At 43.4% G+C, this 16,193-nt stretch carries 19 protein-coding genes; 1 reads left to right on the plus strand and 18 read right to left on the minus strand.

What is annotated here, in order from left to right; translation table 11 throughout:
• The first annotated feature begins 20 nt into the window (after window positions 1-20).
• Entirely contained in the window at window positions 21-1,478 is a 1,458-nt protein-coding gene (locus tag Q0V21_RS28360; protein WP_301881710.1) for a PTS transporter subunit EIIC, read from the plus strand.
• Between the two features lie 351 nt (window positions 1,479-1,829).
• Here Q0V21_RS28360 and Q0V21_RS28365 read toward each other — a convergent pair whose 3' ends face one another.
• The 18 genes from Q0V21_RS28365 to Q0V21_RS28450 all read right to left on the minus strand — a co-directional run bounded on the left by Q0V21_RS28365 (window position 1,830) and on the right by Q0V21_RS28450 (window position 16,132).
• Complete coding sequence (locus Q0V21_RS28365) at window positions 1,830-2,843, minus strand: bifunctional glycosyltransferase family 2/GtrA family protein (RefSeq protein WP_301881712.1); 1,014 nt, start codon at window positions 2,841-2,843, stop codon at window positions 1,830-1,832.
• A gap of 2 nt (window positions 2,844-2,845) precedes the next feature.
• Window positions 2,846-3,847: a phosphodiester glycosidase family protein gene (locus Q0V21_RS28370; protein ID WP_301881713.1), complete on the minus strand. Its 1,002-nt coding sequence runs from the start codon at window positions 3,845-3,847 to the stop codon at window positions 2,846-2,848.
• Between the two features lie 207 nt (window positions 3,848-4,054).
• Window positions 4,055-5,023, minus strand: a complete 969-nt coding sequence (locus Q0V21_RS28375) for a radical SAM protein (RefSeq protein ID WP_301881715.1) — start codon at window positions 5,021-5,023, stop codon at window positions 4,055-4,057.
• Between the two features lie 147 nt (window positions 5,024-5,170).
• Window positions 5,171-5,845: a hypothetical protein gene (locus Q0V21_RS28380; RefSeq protein ID WP_301881717.1), complete on the minus strand. Its 675-nt coding sequence runs from the start codon at window positions 5,843-5,845 to the stop codon at window positions 5,171-5,173.
• A gap of 111 nt (window positions 5,846-5,956) precedes the next feature.
• Complete coding sequence (locus Q0V21_RS28385) at window positions 5,957-6,535, minus strand: GNAT family N-acetyltransferase (RefSeq protein WP_301881718.1); 579 nt, start codon at window positions 6,533-6,535, stop codon at window positions 5,957-5,959.
• Window positions 6,536-6,602: 67 nt separating this feature from the next.
• Window positions 6,603-6,911, minus strand: coding sequence for a hypothetical protein (locus Q0V21_RS28390; protein WP_179132685.1), 309 nt, complete (start codon window positions 6,909-6,911; stop codon window positions 6,603-6,605).
• Between the two features lie 21 nt (window positions 6,912-6,932).
• Entirely contained in the window at window positions 6,933-7,589 is a 657-nt protein-coding gene (locus Q0V21_RS28395) for a pyridoxine/pyridoxamine 5'-phosphate oxidase (RefSeq protein ID WP_301881719.1), read from the minus strand.
• A gap of 51 nt (window positions 7,590-7,640) precedes the next feature.
• Window positions 7,641-7,967 (minus strand): hypothetical protein, encoded by a 327-nt coding sequence (locus Q0V21_RS28400; RefSeq protein ID WP_301881720.1) that lies wholly within the window; start codon window positions 7,965-7,967, stop codon window positions 7,641-7,643.
• 16 nt (window positions 7,968-7,983) lie between these two features.
• Window positions 7,984-8,583: a histidine phosphatase family protein gene (locus tag Q0V21_RS28405; protein WP_301881826.1), complete on the minus strand. Its 600-nt coding sequence runs from the start codon at window positions 8,581-8,583 to the stop codon at window positions 7,984-7,986.
• A 95-nt stretch (window positions 8,584-8,678) separates the two neighbouring features.
• On the minus strand, window positions 8,679-9,185 hold the full coding sequence (locus Q0V21_RS28410) for a DUF2569 domain-containing protein (RefSeq protein WP_024628170.1): 507 nt from the start codon (window positions 9,183-9,185) through the stop codon (window positions 8,679-8,681).
• 445 nt (window positions 9,186-9,630) lie between these two features.
• Window positions 9,631-9,924 carry an RNA polymerase alpha subunit C-terminal domain-containing protein gene (locus Q0V21_RS28415; RefSeq protein ID WP_079346486.1) on the minus strand — a complete coding sequence of 98 codons (294 nt, stop codon included), beginning with the start codon at window positions 9,922-9,924 and terminating at the stop codon, window positions 9,631-9,633.
• Between the two features lie 45 nt (window positions 9,925-9,969).
• Entirely contained in the window at window positions 9,970-10,977 is a 1,008-nt protein-coding gene (locus Q0V21_RS28420) for an aminoglycoside phosphotransferase family protein (RefSeq protein WP_301881723.1), read from the minus strand.
• A 3-nt stretch (window positions 10,978-10,980) separates the two neighbouring features.
• Window positions 10,981-11,958, minus strand: a complete 978-nt coding sequence (locus Q0V21_RS28425; RefSeq protein ID WP_301881724.1) for a GNAT family N-acetyltransferase — start codon at window positions 11,956-11,958, stop codon at window positions 10,981-10,983.
• 56 nt (window positions 11,959-12,014) lie between these two features.
• A complete protein-coding gene (locus tag Q0V21_RS28430) occupies window positions 12,015-12,518 on the minus strand; it encodes a GNAT family N-acetyltransferase (protein WP_079346492.1) in 504 nt (167 codons plus the stop codon).
• Window positions 12,519-12,565: 47 nt separating this feature from the next.
• Window positions 12,566-13,609, minus strand: a complete 1,044-nt coding sequence (locus Q0V21_RS28435) for an alpha/beta fold hydrolase (protein ID WP_079346494.1) — start codon at window positions 13,607-13,609, stop codon at window positions 12,566-12,568.
• Window positions 13,599-14,150, minus strand: a complete 552-nt coding sequence (locus Q0V21_RS28440) for a helicase (RefSeq protein ID WP_301881827.1) — start codon at window positions 14,148-14,150, stop codon at window positions 13,599-13,601. The genes Q0V21_RS28435 and Q0V21_RS28440 overlap by 11 nt, the downstream gene beginning before the upstream one ends.
• 233 nt (window positions 14,151-14,383) lie before the next feature.
• Window positions 14,384-15,472 carry an L-dopachrome tautomerase-related protein gene (locus Q0V21_RS28445; RefSeq protein WP_301881727.1) on the minus strand — a complete coding sequence of 363 codons (1,089 nt, stop codon included), beginning with the start codon at window positions 15,470-15,472 and terminating at the stop codon, window positions 14,384-14,386.
• Window positions 15,473-15,592: 120 nt separating this feature from the next.
• On the minus strand, window positions 15,593-16,132 hold the full coding sequence (locus Q0V21_RS28450) for an NUDIX hydrolase (protein ID WP_301881728.1): 540 nt from the start codon (window positions 16,130-16,132) through the stop codon (window positions 15,593-15,595).
• Window positions 16,133-16,193: the final 61 nt, after the last annotated feature.

Here is a 16,193-nt window from a genome sequence, read left to right on the forward strand (position 1 = left end):
AAAAAGAAAGGAAGAACAATATGCTGAAAGTACTGCAAAAGCTGGGAAGATCCCTGATGCTTCCTGTAGCAACCCTGCCTGCGGCAGGTATTCTTCAAGGCTTGGGTCTTCTTAATTATGAAAAGGACATTCCGCTCGGACCCGTGATCGGGGGATTTCTCAATCAGTATGTAGTTCCATTCCTGAATGAGGGGGCGGGGGCGATCTTCGGCAACCTTGCGCTCATCTTCGCCATCGGGGTGGCAATCGGACTGGCGGGGGATGCGGTCGCCGCGCTTTCCGCCCTGATCGCTTATATGGTGCTGACGCGGATTCTGGGAGCCGTTCCAGGTGTATTCGGCTATATTCCTGACGATGTCAAGCTGGATATGGGCGTATTGGGCGGGATATTTGCCGGACTGCTAGCAGCCTATATGTATAAAAAATACCACAATATCAAGCTTCCTGACTGGCTCGGCTTCTTCTCTGGCAAACGCTTTGTGCCGATGGTCACCGCCGGCTCCATGCTGGTATTGGCCATCCTGTTCGGCATGGTCTGGAGCCCGATTCAGGATGCCATCGGCGCTTTCGGCGCCTGGATTGTAGGCTTTGGCGGCGTTGGCTCCATGGTGTTCATGATCGCCAACCGCCTGCTCATCCCGCTCGGTCTGCATCATGTCCTCAACTCCATCGCCTGGTTCCAGATCGGAGATTATACCAATGCAGCCGGGGAAGTCGTGCACGGCGACCTGACCCGCTTCTTCAACGGAGACCCTACGGCAGGCATGTTCATGTCTGGATTCTTCCCGATTATGATGTTCGCTCTTCCGGCGGCGGCGCTTGCCTTGATTCATACAGCCCGGCCAGAAAAGCGCAAAATGGTCGCTTCGATCTTTATCGGCGCAGCGGTGGCTTCGTTCTTAACGGGTATTACCGAGCCGCTCGAGTTCTCCTTCATGTTCGCGGCGCCTCTGCTGTATGTGGTGCACGCTATTCTTACCGGTGCAGCGGCCCTGATCATGTACCTGCTGAATGTTAAGCTGGGCTTCGCCTTCTCGGCAGGTCTGATCGATTACCTCGTGAACATGAAGCTGTCGACCAATCCGCTGCTCATGATCCCGGTCGGACTCGCATTTGCGGTGGTCTATTATTTCCTGTTCCGGTTCATGATTGTGAAGTTCAACCTGAAAACGCCGGGGCGCGAGGATGACGCTGATGATGCCGATGTCCCCACTGATGCTTCCGCCGTGGCAGCGGCGTCTGACGACACCAAGGCTGGCAAAGTGCTCGCCGGGATCGGGGGAACAGATAATATCGAGAGCATCGACGCCTGCATCACTCGCCTCCGACTTGTTGTTAGGGACGACAAAGCCGTCAACGACCAGGCGCTCAAACAGCTTGGTGCTTCCGGCGTCATGAGGCTCGGTGGCGGAGCAGTGCAGGTCATCTTCGGCACCCAGTCCGAAATCCTGAAGGATGAGATTAAGAAGCTGATGTAACGCTCGTCCTCCTTTGAGTTTAAAAGGACGAGAACAAGGGTAGGCTTACCCTGTTCTCGTCCTTTTTTTGTTAACCAAGAAGCGCAGAATATTCTTTTGAGTGGCCATGTCTTCTTTTGGTTTATGAGGTAGGGGTGAGCACGAAGCAGCGGAGAGCACGAAGCAATTCCGGAAAAGCGTCAGCGTTCGCCTTTGTCCCCTAATTTCTTCGGCTAAAACATCATTTGAAATTTGGGGGCAACTGCGATTGGAGGAAAATCCCAACTACCTCCATCGTACCCCATAACGCGGTAAACATGAAACGGTTTTGAATGAAAAAAAGAGAGCAAGCTTACGCTCACTCTCTCTGTATTAATAGACAAACTTACGCTGCGCCCAATAGCTGAACACAAAGATCGACACCTCGGTTAACAGCTTGGCCGCGATCAGCGGGATAATCAGTTTTTCGTTATAAAAGTACAGCAGTCCGTAATTTAATAGCAGCACCAGAATGACCAGTGAAAAGTATTTCGGTAATGACTGGCGGACCCTGGACGTTTTCACGGCTGAAAATACATACTTCCGGTTAATCGTATAGTTGAAGATTGAGCTGCATAGTCTCGCTGCAACGACCGATAGGAACAGATTATGCGTGAAATACTGAATGACGAACAATAAGCCTAAATCGATCAGAGCGGACAGCACCGAAGACGTACTGAACATCAGAATCGGCATATAAATGCGGAATGAATCTACCAGCGGGCGGAAATGTGAGGATTTGTTGTGATCCAGATAGACCGTATCAATAAACTCCTCCGTGATCTCATACCCTTCTTTATGTGCTGTTAGCAGCATGTTCATTTCGTATTCAAATCGATCTCCCGGAATCTGGCACAGCCAGTCCAGCATCGAGTACGGAAAACCACGCAGGCCTGTCTGTGTATCATATACTTTCGTACCTGTCGTGAGAGAAAAGACGCCTCGTGTGATCGTGTTGCCGAAACGGCTGCGCGCTGGAATGGTTCCACTGAAACGACGGCTTCCCAGAACCATGCCCGGGGTGGTCTGCTCCAATAGTACATCAAATATACGTTTGATATCATGCGGGAGATGCTGTCCGTCACTGTCCGCACACACAATTCTGCCCTGTGGCCCATGTTCCTTGATATGTTGAAAGCCTGTCTTGAGCGCACGTCCCTTGCCCAAATTAATCGTATGTGTCAGGACCGTGCACCCATAGGCTTCAGCCGTCTCGAAAATCCCCCGGTAACCCGGGCCGCTGCCATCATCTACAATAACAATGGGTCCTAACTTAAACGTCTGCAACTGTAAAACGAGATTTAATAACCGCACATCCGGTTCGTATGATGGAATTAATATCGTCATGATTATTGCCCCTCCTTCAGATAAAGGATGTCACTTACACCACGTTCCTGATTTTTGCCCAGTGGATTGTTGACAACCCGACCCATGAAGTACATGGTGGATGAACCGCCGCCGTCCAGATTGTAGGCTTCTGTTGCTCCAAGACCTTTCATAACATCAGCAAGCTCTGCCAAAGTCATGCCACGGCTGTCATCCTGCCGTCCGTCCACCACAACGAACACATAATGATTGGGGGCAATCATACCGATCGCGGTTCTTGGGTTCGCATCCTGGATCGATCGGTTACCAAAGTTGTTATCAATTTTCACATTGCTGAAGTCACTGACAATCTCACCATCCTGAATCAGAATCGGTCCAAAAGATAATGTATTGGTCGCGCCTTCCGCCAGCAGTTCCGATGAGGAAACTTCCGTCTCGTTGTACGTCTTCATCGTACCGTCACTGAATAGCGCCATCGCATCACGCACCGGATCATCCCGATATACCGTACCATTACGGATAATCACGCCATCGTCGCGGAAACCGTAGTAGTCTCCATTGATTGCAAAGATCGCATTGTTGGCCGCTGCAATTTCTGAAGTGTTTTCGGTAATATTCGTGCCAAAGCTGTTATCTGCCAGAGCCGAGCGCAGGCTGCTCGCATCCGTCAGCTGTACATCCGCGACGTAATACGTGATCTGGTCCGAGCCGGAGCCCGTCTGCATCTTGTCGATCTTGACCTGCATATCATCGCTGGAGTAGTTCCAGTCATCTGACGTTGCATTCACTTCGGTTGCGTTAACCTCAGCCGTGTTTGAATCGCTGCTGACCGCTGCTGTGTTATCGTCTGCCACGACCACTTCTACATGTCGAATCAAATACCGGTTCGCCAAACTGTATATCACTGTGCCTAGCCCCAGTATGATGACAAGCGTAAGGATCATCCATTTCCGTCTGGACTTGGGTTTCGTGTTAAGTTTGTTGTTCTCATTGTTCCGCTGGTTGGGTTCTCTGTGCATCGTCATACGTGAAATTCACCTCTTAATAAAGTTCTTAGGCTCATGATAGGTCGGATAGCTTAAATGAATCTGAAACATGGGAACGCAAAAAAAAAGAAGATCGCGCTGTCTCCGTCGAGGAGATCATGCAACCTTCTGATTAAATGATGATGAATGGATTTTATCCTACATATGTATAAACCCAACAGGCACAGTTCAGAGTTGAACCGCCTTTTATAAACGTTGTTGTTCACCTGCAAAAAGAGCATCGTATGCAGGGCAGGGCTGCTTTTCCAGATAATCCGTTAACGCTTGCGGCCGTTTGGTATAGATATCCTTCAAGGACGTTCCCTGATAGATATTACCAATGACAACTGGATGGCATAACTCACAGATAAGAATATCCCCATTCCCATGCAAATGAAGCTGTTTGGTTCCATCCACACAATTGGAGAAGTACACACCCGGCTGTTCATACAAACCCAATTTTTCGGCAAAACGATCCATGCAGGTAAAATATAACGTCGTATCTTGCTTCTTGTGCTTGATTAGCTCGTTTACGGAGTGGATGAGTGACTCCTTGGTGACAATCTGGCTCCACTGGCTATGCGGCATCACGATGCTGTTCTGGATTTCATGGATGCGTACACCCAAATCATAGACTTTATCGCTAATGGCCTGCATGTTGGCCTGGGTACCTTCAAATAGCAGCGTCTCCAATACGGTCTCCAGCCCCGCCTCAGTACAAAGACGGATGTTGTGCTCCAATCGCTCATACATGCGGGGATGTACACGATAATAGGCGGCATATGCATCTGGGTCCGTATAGTTGAACGAAATATGAATATTGGATAAGCCCGCATCACGCAAGGCATGAATTCGTTCTTCCGTCAGCAGGATGGCATTGGTATTTAACTGCGTGTCGATGCCATGTAGCCCACAATATTTCACAATCTCCAAGCAATCCTGATATTTCAGCGTCACCTCTCCCCCGGATAAACGCACCCGCTTGAGCCGCGGAAGTTCACGGATAATTCGGATAACCTCCTGACCGCTTATGCATTGCCCATCGTCCCGATTGTATGCGCAGCAATAGTCGCATTTGTAATTGCAATTGGAGGTCACACCGACCTCCAGTCCTTCCAATTCATATACGCCGGGTGTTTCAAGTTCCAGTGATTTATATCTGTTTTTCGCTGTCAATTTGATGTACCTCCCGATTCCTTATCCATGTTTTTTCAACTTGGAGATTATAGCGGATCTCGGTCGATGCACGATATGACATTATGTACGTTTCAAAAAGTATAGAATACGATGTCTTTGCAATTATTCAAAAAACTTAACAGAAACTTATACTTGTATAACCGATTTCAAGGATTCAATCGCCTTTTCCATTAATAAAGGTTCTGTTATCCATCTTCGTGGGTGTGAAAAACGCCCCTTATTATCAACAGCACATACACGACGCTCTCGAACATGCTCAGACCAATCAATAACCCGTCTCATCTTCTCTTCAAACACTTTATCCACAAATCCCATTATTACAAAACGTGATTTTTCGCACTCTTCCAAAAAAGAATCTTGGGAATGAGTTATAGGATCTTCAAGCAATGAGAGTACATGGTTTGAAATAACCTGTTTTGCTCGATTATGGTAGACCTCTGCTTTCAGACCAGCAGATTGGCGTACATTGGAAAGGTTATAAATGCGTAGAATACCGCTTGGCTCAGAATGTCCTTCAAAACTACATTTGAGTAGCTTAATTATGTTGCGCATAGTCAAGTCAGCGTAATCATTAACTTCAAAAGTATCACCCTCGCTTGTACCATTCTTATAAGAATTCCATTCTGGTGTTTTTTTTAATTCAAAACTCCCCGGATTTGTCATTATAACCATGCCCAGTTGCTTAGTAGATTCTCCAAAATGAATAGATGTATTATGTCTTAATAGTAAAGCCTCATTATCATGGTACACTCTATACATAGAAGCAGTAACACGTTCTGGATACTTTCTAACTTTAACCATATTAACACCTTACCTTTCGGAAAGTTTGAGAATTACCAACATAATAGATATAACAGATCGACTATTTAAACAATCGCAGATCATGAAACGAAACTACTATAATATATTATTTTAATTATATGTGTCTGAATCATAATCGGATCGTATGATCGCATACATTTTCAAATCCTGCATTTCGTTTTTAATTTTCATATACTTCCTTAAAACCCCTTCAAATTTCATGCCTGCCTTTTCCATGACCTTTGCGGAACCGATGTTTCCGACCAGACATTTAGCCTGAATTCGTTCCAACCCGATGTCTTCAAATCCAAATTGAATGATTCGGCTAACCACTTCCGTCATGATTCCTCGACCCCAGTACTCGTTGGATAACACATAACCCAATTCCACCCTCATACTGTTGCTGTCGCACCCCAAATAATTGCAGCTGCCAATCAGCTTCTTCGTTTGTTTATCCTCGATCCCCCATGGTCCCAGCTTATCCGCCTCATATTGGCTCATGATAAAATCAATAAAGACTTTGGTATCCTCCTTGCTCTGATGTGCATCCCAGGTTGTGTACTCCGATACAGCAGGAACCGCGCAATAACGGTACATCTCATCCAGATCAGCATAGGTAATGGGCCTAAGGAGCAATCGTTCTGTTTCCAATACTGGAAATGGGTCGAAATAGCTTTCAATCGACTTCATTTGTATGCCTCCCCGGGTCCTTAAGTTAGTTTTGCGACCGTTGCTTATAAGGAATCACTTTGTCCTGTTATTCTGTTTTGTTCCGGCTTTCCGCTTCTTGATCTACAATTCCATAACTCACAAATCGCTTGAGACTTTCTTTGGTTTTGGAGCTGGTTGCTTCATATTCCGCCCATATTAAATAGAACACCCCCAGGATTAAAGCAACTATACTCCAATTTCTCGGAGCAGTCCCAACATAATTCAACATCTCCTGGAACAAGTCCGAACTCCATGAAGCTACACCAGAACCAAAAATAGCAGCAGTTAAATATCGAACACCGTACAGAAATGCCGCTATGACCAGCAGAAGTGTCCCTGTAGTTCTACGACTCACACATATTCCCCCTTTATAAAATCACGGCCATAACTTCTGGTGCTTCCATTGCCCTTGATGCAGAACATATTGGATTCGCAGATGCTTCCGCTCCGGGTCTCCCTGCCAGAATTCAACTTCCTGTGCGTTCACGGCGTACAGTCTCCAATTCGGTGTAATAACATCAGGATCTTGGCTGATTCGTTCCTTCTGAGCGGCAATGGCACGTTCCAATTCTTCCTCGCTCTCAAGTTCCTGACTCTGCCTTCCTGTCATCGCAACTGCGCGTGCCCCTGCTGATCTTTTCCGAAAATCGGCCGCCCCCGCTTCCTCGCCCATATCCTCGGCGGTCCCTCTTATTCGAATCTGTCTGCCCAGCGCAGGCCAATAAAAGGTCAGTGCCACCTGCGGATTGTTCGCCAGCTGCTGTCCTTTTCGACTCTCCGATCCAGATGCAAAATAAAAAGCTTCGTCAACTACGTCTTTCAAGATTAATACTCGTGCATCTGGGAAACCATTCGAGTCCACTGTCGAGATCGTCATCGCATGAGGTTCTTTCACCTCATAATCAATAGCCAGTCTCAGCCAATCCAAAAAAAGCTCCCCAGGTCGATCCGGTAACAGCTCGGTATCCCAAGATGGAAAAGGTCCAGACAAGGACTTCAACCCGCGCAACAAATTACTCGGTTTATCACTCATAGCGACTACCTCCTTAGACTTCCATTTAATTCCATTGTAGCGTAATTGAACTTAATTTATTTTTATAAGATTTAAACTCATTACGTTTCCTTCATCCAACGGCTTCAATTCTCTAAAATAATCTTCCAGGTATAGTCTAGTTATGGTGGATATAATCTCGTCTTTGGTGACTTCTTTTAATAGAATTAGATTGTTATCAATTCTATAAGATCCATTATGGCTTACCTCATCATTAAAGTCCTGTGTAATTCTAGCAAGATCATATGCCGCAACTCGAAACAGTTCTTTATCGATTTTTACATAAATGTCGTATCTGTATCCCTTACTCTCCGCTTCCCAGCTAAAAAGTTCGTTATCTTCTTCAAAATAAATCTCCATGTATTTACTCCCTTTTCTAACCTAGATGATTCATCATATTCATGCTGCTAAACTCCCAACCATTTAGTCCTTTTTCAACCGTATGAACACTGGTATTCCCTATAGAATGAAACTCCGATGTATTAGTCCAATTTTGGTGTCCTAAGAGATAATAAAGTATGTTAATTACTCCACCGTGTGTAACCAACAGAACATTGGATTCGACCTTGTGCTCCTCTATACTCTGGCATAAATTTCGAAAGGATGTACATATTCTGTTATAAAAATTTCGAGGGCTTTCTCCTCCTGGAAACGGGGTATCCATTCCAAGCTTGTTAAAATAAACTCCTGCATAGTTCACTTCAGCTTCCTTGTTTGGCATGCCAGCCAAATCTCCGTTGTTCATTTCTCTCCAGTCCTTCAGGTAATGCGCTTTTATATCCAGCCTTTTTTCAAGCTCTTTTGTAGTCTGTACTGCACGTGGGAGGTCACTGCTAATCACCGTATTGATCTTATATTGCTCTGAATGATGATACAGATAAACTCCGAGCCTCTCCGATTGAATAATACCTTGCTCAATGAGTCCTCTCTGACTCCAGCCACCTCTGTATCCCTCCTCATCCATCCCGTGTCTCACTAAGAAAATCTTCAAGTTATCTCCTCCTCTATTCGAATTCTTCTTATAACAAACCCCGGCCCTAGATCTTCCATCTTAGGTCGGGGCTTATGTTTTTATCTGACAAACGTATTATGAACTCGTTCTGATTTAATAAAGTAAGGAATCCATATGGCACAGGTAAGTACCGACTTTACAATATCTCTTACCGAACTCCCATCTTCAAGCTCTCTGGCCATCGGAATCTGAAGCAGCAATAAATAGTCAATAATACCCACAACTAGACTGACACTATAAAACATAATCATAAGACGAGGGAATATCGATTTTTTTCTATAAAAAGCAATGACAGTGTATATGCTAAACATTAAAAATAGCGCATTATATACTGTTTCAAAAATGATGACCGGGCCCCATAACGGGTGATAATAGTCCGATTGATCTGAAGTTAACAACTCCCATGACTCTGTAGTCACTGCTGGCAAACTATATTGAAATAGTTGTATTGCGAGCAAAATGATTGTAAGAAAAAGTCCGATTTGAATGAGGATCAACCATCCCCCAAGTCCCGATACACCTAATGGTCGATAGTCTACCTTCGACTCCTCTACATGTGGTTCCACTAATAACACTCCTTATTCTGTTTTGTCATTCTGAGATGATTACTCTACTGTAGTTCTCAACATGCTACGTGTTACTTTCAACCTCTTTTGATACTCTGTATGTATCTGTCTAGTACTTCCCTGATAGCTCCCTGCTGCTACCTTTCATTGTTATCGGGTTTTGTCACAACTTCCTTATTGTACATCACAGAGGAGTAAAACGATACAAAATTCACCAATTCAGGTCATGATTCGGAAAATGAAAACCTTAGCTATACTTCTGCCATGTTCAGCAACGTATTCTTCCACCATACTGTACTTAACTCGTGCAGAGATGGCATATCTGCATATAACGTTCAAGCAAGGCAGATCCGTTTACTCCTCTATTAAAGGAATCTGTTGTACCAGGTAACGGTTGAGGAAATGGTTTCCGGTTTGGATTAGTGGAAATAAAAAAAGAAGAGGGTTACTTATTAAAGGATAATCCCTCTTCTTCGAGCGCTTGTCGAAGTTTTGGCATCGCTGAAGGCCCAATTCCATGCAGCTTCAAAATCTCTTTTTCAGTGTATTGCGAGAGTAACTGCAACGTTATAATTCCCTGATTCTCCAGCGCTCGTCTGGCGGGTGCAGACAGCAATGCAAGAAATCCCTCTTTCGGTTTTCGTTCCTTCTCACAGACAGGACAGGTTGGACAATCGCTACTTTTGTAATAGGCATGCCCTTGTTCGCATGTTCTTAATGTTCCTTTAGTGTTTGCCATGTGAGTCACTCCTTTCCGTTTTATCAGATAACAGTTATCTCGGATTTAGATACTCAACCAGTTCTCAACATCTGAGATCATATCCTCGTATTGTTTTAAAGCCTCTATAGTCCATGTAACTTGTGATGTTCCCATTTGTTGTTCTTCATTGTCAGTACATTCAATCCACAAGGAGCGTTTTAGACTGTATTCGAGCCAGTCCAACTTTCCGGCAAAACCATTTTCGAGAACCATTCTCCAATTGGCGTTTAAATTCCCAACTCGAGACCGATATCCCTCTATAAAAGCTATGAACCTTTCTTTGCACACGTTTCCGGTGTGATCTACAGACCAATACATAGCTGTTTCCACCAGGTCATGCATCGGATTGATATAACCCGCTGATTCCCAATCAATAATGATGGGATTGTTCTGCTGCCACATCACGTTCTTAGGTTCAAGATCTCTATGACTAATAACTGTATCTGATCCCAGCATGACTGATGATTTTTTTGCCTGAGCACTCCACTCATATAGCTTTTGAAGGTTATTACCTAATAGAAGCGTCCAATCAGAGTCTTCTTTCTGCCCTTTGTTTAGATAATAAGTCCAATCTGTTTCTTTCGAATGATCCAACTGAAGATTAGGAATTTGAAGTTGCGAAAAATCAGTTTTATGAATATCCGCAAGAATCATGCCCATATGTTCACAATAAGTTTCGGTTAGTTCATGAAGCTCCAAACTTTTACCATGAATCCAGTCAAATATAAGATAGCATTGATTATCTAATATTTGCATTAAAGAACCGTTTATCACTTTGGCAGGTTGAGCATGGATAAAACTTGCTGCCAAGCTTGCTATTTTTTCAGATTGAATATAATTCTGCATAGCTGTAGGTCTACTCATAATTTGAGGATTCAGTGCTTTCACAGCATATTTGACATGTGTGGTTTCAATGGCATACATGCGATGTAAAAGCCCACCCGAGATTGCCTTGGGCTTACTGATCAACTCACCAAGTTCTAAATCAGTGATGAGTTTTTCGAATTTTAGATTATATTGAATATTATTCATAGGCTATAACAACTTTTGAAAACTACCAATATCCAATCTTCGCTCAAACTTATATCCCACGCCTTTAAACATCGCACATTGCTCATATCCATGCTTTTCAAATAAGGATATACTGCGTGTGTTTTCCATACAAACGGTAGCAATCAACGTGTAGAATCCTTGCTCACGTGCAACACCCTCTATATAACGTAACGCTTTTCCGCCAATACCTTTCCCTACGGTGCCCGGTTTCAAATAAATCGTTACTTCAGCCGAGAAATCATAGGCTTGTTTGCTCTTATATTGGGTAATTAGCACGTAGCCTCTAATTTCGTTCTCTTCTTTAATAACAAACGATTTAAACCGCGGATTTGGGTTCATGACAGATGCTTTGATTTCTTCCAGAGTCAATTCTTCGGTATGAAATGAGATGGTCGTGTTGGAGACATAGTAATTATATATTTCCTTGACTTCATTCAAATCCTGTTCTTTTATTTCTTCAAAAGAGTAGATGGGCATTTCCATTTTCATACTGATAAATAACAAGTCCTCGTCATTCACTTTGCTATAAAACTCCTTATCTTTTTTAAAGCCTGTCCGCTCATACACTTTAATTGCTCGCTCATTGAATGAGGCGACAACCAGCCGAAACTGAGAACGTTTAAATTGGTTTTGCAAGAATACTAAACTTTGTTTAAGGAATACAGATCCTATCTTTTGCCCTGTCAGATCTGGATCTAATCCGATGCCTATATCCAGATATCTTTCTTCTTGATACAGTCCGATTGCGGTTCCTCCCGGCACACGAGCTGATCCCCCGCAACAAATAAATCCTACTAACCTCTCCCGTTCATCCAGGACTGAAAAGTACTCTCCATTCATCAACTCATGAATATCTTCATCGGAATCAGAGAAACTGTACATTTCGTATTCATGATCATACTTCCAGGTAACGATTCTTTCCGCATCAATTAATCTCATTGGATAATAGGATAAAAGCATAAATAGACCTCCTTCTTATACATGTACGGGCTTAACGAACTCCGATAGAGACACTATCATTGTTTTTCATATAGACTGGCACTCCAGCTCCCCAGTTCCACTCTTCGGATATATTGGAATCCATAATCTTTATAATATTGATTAAGTCTAAGATTATCGGCCATGCAATCCAGCCTGATCAAGGTCTTGCCTTTATGTCTAATATTCTCTTCTGCTGATTTTAGAAGAAGTAGACCTATACTTTGTCCTTTAAAATCTCTATTCACTGCGAATCGGTGTATGTATCCGGAATCCGGGTTGTCGAGTTCTTTCCAAATCAAGGGATCTGACCATGTTAAGGTGTACGTGCCTACGACTTCATGATTCATTTCAGCAAGATATACTTCTGATCCATCATTCATGAATTCAATGACTTTTTCCAGATTGAAATACTCGGGACGCCATTGATATATCTCTTTGGAGTTCAGCCACCGGGCAGACTCTTGCCATAGGTTCAACACAGTTGGTGCTTCCTCCGGTAATGCAAGTCTAGTTGTGAGTTTAGTATTAAGTTGCTCCATCAAGATCCCTCGCTTATTCAAAGTCAAAATCTTTTCCCTGAATTACTTTATTTCAAACGGTCTACTATCCCGATCAACCACGCTGCAAATCGTTCTTTCTCCTCGAACTGTGGGTAATGGGCCGACTCATCAAATACAACAAAATCTTTTTCGGGAGCTTGAAGCTTAGTGAAATACTCTCGTGCCGCTTTCACAGATGTCATATAATCATATTTCCCCATAACAAAATAAGTCGGAAGCTCCAGTTGATCTACAATGTCTGGCAAATGGTTGGAAGATTCTTCCTTCATGAGAATTTCCTGTGTAGCCTGTACTCCCATGGAATACCGAATCACATCCAGCGCATTATATTCGGTTCCCAGTAGAAAGCCAAGCGTATAATCCTTGTTATCGTCAATCAGCCTGGCTGCACCGCCATACTTGCGAACCAGATCTCTTGGCGTGTACTTTTCTCCTCGCTCGATTGAATGGCGAAGAAGCTCCAAACTTTCCACATCTTCTGTATTGCCTGCTTGTTTCGCTTGCGTGATCGTATATTCCAAACTATCCAGCTCACTCTGAGGAGTATCCGCCATTTGTCCAATGCCTATATAAACCATGAATTTGTCCGGTGCTTTGGCTGCCGCTTTTGTTCCTATGTATGTTCCAAATGAATGACCGACCAGCACAACCTTCTCTTGTCCCAGCTCGTTAGTAACATTATCCGTTAAAGCGAGCAAATCATCGACAAGCATATCCGAGGTCAAACCTGAATAATCCTCCAACAAATGATATGACTTTCCGCTTCCACGCTGATCATAATGCACAATGGTGAAATGTTGCTCAAGCTCCTGCTGATACTTCCTTACATAAGGAATCTCGGAGCAACCAGGACCACCATGCACGAAAATAAGAATCGGATTGTTCCGGTCCATCCCGCGAATCATAACCTCATGACCTGCACCATTGATCTCAACCTGTCCTAACGTGCTGATACTATTCTCTCCCTTGATCCCAGGGGTCCATGTGGGAAAGATCAGAGCGAGGATTACGATTAAAAGGATACTAACTATGGCGCGTCTGAATATTTTAATTGACTTCTTACGCACCATTTTCAATTTCCTTCAAGGTCTTATTAGTTTGACTAAAGATAAAATGATCATCAGGGTTCCAAACGTGCAGATGATCAGCACGGTATCCACGCAGCCACAACACGCCGTTAATTCGTCTAAGATAAAACCCACTCGGAAAATCTTCGTCTTCGGTTAGTATCTCTGATGCAATTGTGATAGAGCCCACTGGAGCTCGATGTCGTTGTATAAGATTTCCCGAATAACCTTCAGGCTGATCCAGATACACCAGTCTTAGGTGAGGCCCCAGCTCAAGCGGGCATAATTCCAAATCTAATTCGCTTGCTCTTTTAAAGATCTGACCCGTAGTAGCTCCATCAGGAAAACCAAGTTCACCAACGGTTAGTTCAACGGTCTGCAGACTGTACTTTGTATCAGAAGTTGTAAATTGATCATCAGTTAATAGCTTCTCTCCCAATTCATTCATCATGATAGAGTTTTGTTGCAATTTTTGAAAAAGCTGCGTTTTCGTAAGTCCACCAACCTCTACTGTCCTCTTAATCATTTCACACTCAGGGTACATTTTCTCGTTTTCGATACGCACTCGTTATCACTCCTAACAAATTGGGTCAGGCCTAAAAAACGATATAATAAACTGAATTTAAATATTCTAGAATTCCACATACATTTCCTTGTTTACCTATACTCTGTTAGTTGAACAGGCTGCCGCTAGACAGCCCTCATATTCTTTAAAACCTTATAATTATAAAATGCATTTTCTACACAAATAGAGTCTGCTTTGTAAGTGGGATATATTTATCCAAAGGTAGGAGCAGGTAATTCATCAATTTTCAAACGAAGTAAACTATACGGTTTTTGTCGCATGTCTTTTCCATAATGAAATCTTGCCTGTCTATGTAATTGGTTCACAATTACATATAAGTGTTGATCCGGACCAATAGAAAACGTATCCGGCCATAAAATTCTCGGATCATGTGCAATGGTTTCCATTATTCCATTTGGCAATATTTTTCGAATACTATCGTTTTCATAGTCTCCAGCATAAACGTTTCCTTTTGCATCCGTTATCAATCCATCAGATGCACCCTTTTCTCCCCAATACTGCACAAGATAACTTAAATTAAAATCCGGTATCGTTCTGTCTCTTAGGGCTTCTGTTGAGATCGAGTAAAGGTAACGACTGGATAGTGGACAGTAAAATAACATTTTTCCATCTGGGGAAATCGCTATACCATCAGAGGCCAATTGAAAGGGAGATGTCGAACCATCCGTGTTTCGATTCATCAAAATTTTACCTTCCACTTTCGGCACAAAATACGGATCGGGTGAGGTTGACCTTGCTCCATCTAACCGTCTATACGCATTTCCGTTTTCTAAATTAACAACGATAATAGCACCTGGACCTCTGGAAGAAGAATCCGTTATATAGGCGTAACCTGCTTTACCCACACGAAAATCAAATCGGACGTCATTCAGATACGTTGTCGGCAAGACTACATCTTCTGCAAACGTATATACTTTTCTTATTGTATTTGTTTTTAAATCTACAGCGACTAATTTGGCTCCTCCTTTAACAGGCTCAGAAAAATTTGGTGCACCCGTATCCAATACCCACAGAGTTCCCCTTCCATCAGCAATTACACTTTGGACACTGACGAAGGACATACTGATATTCAAAGGGTTTATCAAATTCGTTTCTAAATTTGGATAAGGCTGCAACTGACCCTCAACAATTTCCGCTACCGTAAATCTAACGTCATCTCCCCATTTGGGAAAGCAAATGAAGATGCGCCCGGTTTCTGATACACTAACGCCTGTAGGCATAGCCCCATAGAATGAAAAAACGAGCTCTAACTTTCCGAAATATTCCTCCATAGGTAACATAGTTTTAGGATATCCTCCCCAACATATTTGAATAGATATTACCTAATCATATGTTTAAGACTTTGTCTAATGCCTGGCTCTTAATTATTCTTTTTCTAACCGAAACATGTCTCTAGCCACTCACTGTTTGCCTTCTTCTCGCAGCACATAAGCCAATTGGTACATTTCCGCAATGTCATATCTGTTCTGTTCTTCAAATCTCTTGATCGCTTCACCAATCTCTACAACCTCTACAGCAATCACCTGCTCCCCATCCACTGGATTCAGCGGTTGGCCCACAAGTTCAACCTCTCCATAGCCAATGAGTCTCACAAAATGAGGATGCGGAATATGCGGTCTATACGGATCAGGCGCACTCGACATGCAATGAAAATGTCCAAACAACTGATACGTGATCAATTTGGCTCCGAGCTCCTCCATCACTTCACGTTGCAGTCCACCCATATACTTCTCTCCTGCCTCCAACGTACCTCCGGGCAGCTCCCATTTCCCATTATCGATCTGAAAAATAACCACTTGTTCCCCGACAAACGGGATGATACTCACATTGCTTACCAGCGTTTCATCCACGATATCGTTCAACCTAAACTCCGCTTCAACAATCCCCCAATGAATCGATGTACTGAGCGCCGGGAATTGTTCCTGATCCAAAGTCTTCATCTTCTATCCAATCCTTTCTATGTAAAATAAATCTTCCATCTATATCCTATCTTTCATTATA

This window comes from Paenibacillus sp. 11B (assembly GCF_030487755.1).
GTDB classification, from domain to species: domain Bacteria; phylum Bacillota; class Bacilli; order Paenibacillales; family Paenibacillaceae; genus Paenibacillus; species Paenibacillus vandeheii.

What these genes read in the sequence shown, in the direction of transcription:
- Q0V21_RS28360 (WP_301881710.1), top strand. Translation starts at nt 21, where the DNA reads ATGCTGAAAGTACTGCAAAAGCTGGGAAGATCCCTGATGCTTCCTGTA.
- Q0V21_RS28365 (WP_301881712.1), bottom strand. Translation starts at nt 2,843, where the DNA reads ATGACGATATTAATTCCATCATACGAACCGGATGTGCGGTTATTAAAT.
- Q0V21_RS28370 (WP_301881713.1), bottom strand. Translation starts at nt 3,847, where the DNA reads ATGACGATGCACAGAGAACCCAACCAGCGGAACAATGAGAACAACAAA.
- Q0V21_RS28380 (WP_301881717.1), bottom strand. Translation starts at nt 5,845, where the DNA reads ATGGTTAAAGTTAGAAAGTATCCAGAACGTGTTACTGCTTCTATGTAT.
- Q0V21_RS28385 (WP_301881718.1), bottom strand. Translation starts at nt 6,535, where the DNA reads ATGAAGTCGATTGAAAGCTATTTCGACCCATTTCCAGTATTGGAAACA.
- Q0V21_RS28395 (WP_301881719.1), bottom strand. Translation starts at nt 7,589, where the DNA reads ATGAGTGATAAACCGAGTAATTTGTTGCGCGGGTTGAAGTCCTTGTCT.
- Q0V21_RS28400 (WP_301881720.1), bottom strand. Translation starts at nt 7,967, where the DNA reads ATGGAGATTTATTTTGAAGAAGATAACGAACTTTTTAGCTGGGAAGCG.
- Q0V21_RS28415 (WP_079346486.1), bottom strand. Translation starts at nt 9,924, where the DNA reads ATGGCAAACACTAAAGGAACATTAAGAACATGCGAACAAGGGCATGCC.
- Q0V21_RS28420 (WP_301881723.1), bottom strand. Translation starts at nt 10,977, where the DNA reads ATGAATAATATTCAATATAATCTAAAATTCGAAAAACTCATCACTGAT.
- Q0V21_RS28425 (WP_301881724.1), bottom strand. Translation starts at nt 11,958, where the DNA reads ATGCTTTTATCCTATTATCCAATGAGATTAATTGATGCGGAAAGAATC.
- Q0V21_RS28430 (WP_079346492.1), bottom strand. Translation starts at nt 12,518, where the DNA reads ATGGAGCAACTTAATACTAAACTCACAACTAGACTTGCATTACCGGAG.
- Q0V21_RS28435 (WP_079346494.1), bottom strand. Translation starts at nt 13,609, where the DNA reads ATGGTGCGTAAGAAGTCAATTAAAATATTCAGACGCGCCATAGTTAGT.
- Q0V21_RS28440 (WP_301881827.1), bottom strand. Translation starts at nt 14,150, where the DNA reads ATGTACCCTGAGTGTGAAATGATTAAGAGGACAGTAGAGGTTGGTGGA.
- Q0V21_RS28445 (WP_301881727.1), bottom strand. Translation starts at nt 15,472, where the DNA reads ATGTTACCTATGGAGGAATATTTCGGAAAGTTAGAGCTCGTTTTTTCA.
- Q0V21_RS28450 (WP_301881728.1), bottom strand. Translation starts at nt 16,132, where the DNA reads ATGAAGACTTTGGATCAGGAACAATTCCCGGCGCTCAGTACATCGATT.